At 27.1% G+C, this 2,599-nt stretch carries 5 protein-coding genes; all 5 read left to right on the top strand.

Annotated elements, in window-relative coordinates:
* Nucleotides 1–526: biosynthetic peptidoglycan transglycosylase (locus tag DYH56_RS15530; protein ID WP_199533059.1), on the top strand; the 526-nt coding region annotated here is incomplete at its 5' end.
* Nucleotides 496–1,209, top strand: coding sequence for a hypothetical protein (locus tag DYH56_RS15535; RefSeq protein ID WP_114643771.1), 714 nt, complete (start codon nt 496–498; stop codon nt 1,207–1,209). The genes DYH56_RS15530 and DYH56_RS15535, both read left to right, overlap by 31 nt.
* Nucleotides 1,206–1,400 (top strand): hypothetical protein, encoded by a 195-nt coding sequence (locus tag DYH56_RS15540; RefSeq protein WP_114643772.1) that lies wholly within the window; start codon nt 1,206–1,208, stop codon nt 1,398–1,400. Before DYH56_RS15535 ends, DYH56_RS15540 begins: the two co-directional genes overlap by 4 nt.
* Nucleotides 1,401–1,404: 4 nt before the next feature.
* Nucleotides 1,405–2,001, top strand: a complete 597-nt coding sequence (locus DYH56_RS15545) for a DUF4145 domain-containing protein (RefSeq protein WP_114643773.1) — start codon at nt 1,405–1,407, stop codon at nt 1,999–2,001.
* 273 nt (nt 2,002–2,274) lie between these two features.
* Nucleotides 2,275–2,490, top strand: a complete 216-nt coding sequence (locus tag DYH56_RS15550; protein WP_114643774.1) for a hypothetical protein — start codon at nt 2,275–2,277, stop codon at nt 2,488–2,490.
* Nucleotides 2,491–2,599 lie beyond the last annotated feature (109 nt).

Raw genomic sequence — 2,599 nt, forward strand, 5'->3', positions numbered from 1 at the left:
GGATAAAAGATTTTGTAAACATTTTGGTATAGATTTAATTGGAATTTTTAGAGCAATTATTATTAATAATCGAAGTAAAAAAAGAAAACAAGGTGCAAGTACAATAACACAACAAATATATGATATAAAAAGAGAGAAAAAGAAATTAATTAGAGATAGAACTTATAGAAGAAAAGTTAAGCAGGCATTATACAGTTTAAAAATAGAGCTTTTAGAAGAAAAACATGAAATATTAAAATATTATTTAGAAAATGTATATTTAGGAAAAAGGTACTACGGCATAGAAAATGCAGCTCAAGGGTACTTTGGAAAGACATTAGATTTATTAAAGAAAGAAGAAATTTTTTTTATCATTGAGAGAATTGCTAGCCCAAATAAATTATTAAAAAATAGGGTAAGAACTCTTTTAAATAGAAAAATAATAAAAAGTTCTTTTTCTAAATATGAATTAAAAAATCTTTTAGATCTTTATGTAAAATTTCAAAAGGGGGAATTATGCCAGAAGAACAACACAAAATTGGTTTAGAATATGTACAAAAATTTGGAGCTATACTAACAGCTAATTTACAACATTCTAATTTTAAAGTCACATTCAATGCTTATGATAATCCAAATAAATTAAAATTTAAAACAGAAACTAAAAAAGAAATTAGTTTTGATCTTCAAGGATTCATGAAATATAAAAATATTTCAAGAGATGTTTGGATAGAATCAAAAGGATATTCAGAAGGAAGTAATTTATTAAATCAATATAAAAATTTTATCGCTAGGTCTTTTTTTATTTGGAATACAAATGAGAGATATCAAGATGATATTTTTATTTTTATAACTAATGTTCCATTTGGTAGCACTCTAGGAAAAAAATTAAATAGTAAAGAATTTGTAAAAGCAAGTGTATTGGAATTTGGTACTGAATATTTTAAGGACTTGAATGGCATTAAAGAATTAGAAGGAACTATATATGAATTTTTTAAAAATATATTTCCAATAATATTAACAGATTCATATATCGAATTAATTTCAGAAACCTTTAAAGTTAGCGAAGGTCAAAGTTTGTGGAATTTGTGGCGAGACCGTGAAAATAAAAATTTATCTTGGGATCAATTTGAAGCTCTGATGGGAATATTAAATGTTAACAAAAAGAATTTTGATTTATTAAGAAAAGGTGAAGTTTTGAATATTCCAATTGGAATTTTAGAAAAAAAATGAAAAAAGAACTGAAAATAAATCTAACTAAAAGCGGTAAAAAGTATCATAGAGAACGTTGCAGGTATAACAAGAATACCAGGGCGATGAGTGTAGGAGAGGCTAGAGGGATTAGGATTAGGAGCTTGGAAGGTTTGTGGAGAGTAGGAAACTTTATCAATATAAATAATGTAATTAAATTTGAGGGGGGGTAACAAAATGCAGCATTTAAAAGAAGATATGGAGTATTATCAACTGATGATAATGGTGAGTAAAAAATTTAATTGCGGATACTGTGGTAGTAGTATTTCGTCAGAAAAAGGATTCAATATTAAATCAAATGATATGACTAGTAAGAATACAATAAAGGAGTTAAAATCAGGAGTATATATATGCCATTCATGCCAAGCTCCTACTTTTTTTTCACCATATGATGGAAAGCAATACCCTGGAGCAGTATATGGGGAAATGGTTAAAAATCTATCTAAAGAATTAGAGTCTGCTTACAATGAAGCAAGAGATTGTTTTAAAGTCAGTGCATATACCGCTTCAGCTTTAATGTGTAGAAAAATATTGATGCATTTAGCTTGTGATTTGGAAAAAGAAGCAATAGAAGGAGAATCTTTTAAATATTACATAAACTTACTTATAGAAAAAAATCACCTAACAAATAAACTTAAACCAATGGCAGAGCATATAAGAGGAGAAGGAAATACAGCTACTCACAAATTAGAAGCTACCTCAAAAGAAAGTAGTGAAAAACTTATAAAATTTGTAGAAGTTTTATTGAAAATAAATTATGAATATGTTTTATAAATATAAAAGTCGTTACAAACGACTATCCCTTAAAGAACATGACAATTTCTATTACTAGAATGCCAAGTTTAAGTAAAAGTTTTAAGATATCCATGATATCCCTCCTCTAGTTTAAGATTACGACATATAGTCGGCTGACTTATTCGAACCTCTCTAAAAGAAATCATTTTGTAACGACAATAACAGTCTATACAATTATATTACGGAAGTCAAGGGGGAAATAATTTGATTTTTCAGTAGTCTATTTATATTATAGGAAATAGGAGACATTTTATGTATGAGCAACATGTATTAAATGCTTTAAAAAACATTGATGAAGTAAAGAAGTTTTTTACTTCTTATTCATCAGCACATTTATTAATTAATAGTACTAGACCTAATATATTTGGACTAGATGATACTATTGAAAGACTTGAAAAAATTAGAGGTAATTCAATTACATTTGGAGGAATACGTATGTTAGATAGACCTCCTTGTATAATGAAATAGAGCTATAAAAGCACTATTTCTAGTTTATTTAATTTTTTAGTATATAATTAACATAGACGCTGTGGATTAGTGTGACCTCCTATAGCTTCGACTATTTCTTTTAGGCTCT

The sequence above is a fragment of the Psychrilyobacter piezotolerans genome (assembly GCF_003391055.1).
GTDB lineage: Bacteria > Fusobacteriota > Fusobacteriia > Fusobacteriales > Fusobacteriaceae > Psychrilyobacter > Psychrilyobacter piezotolerans.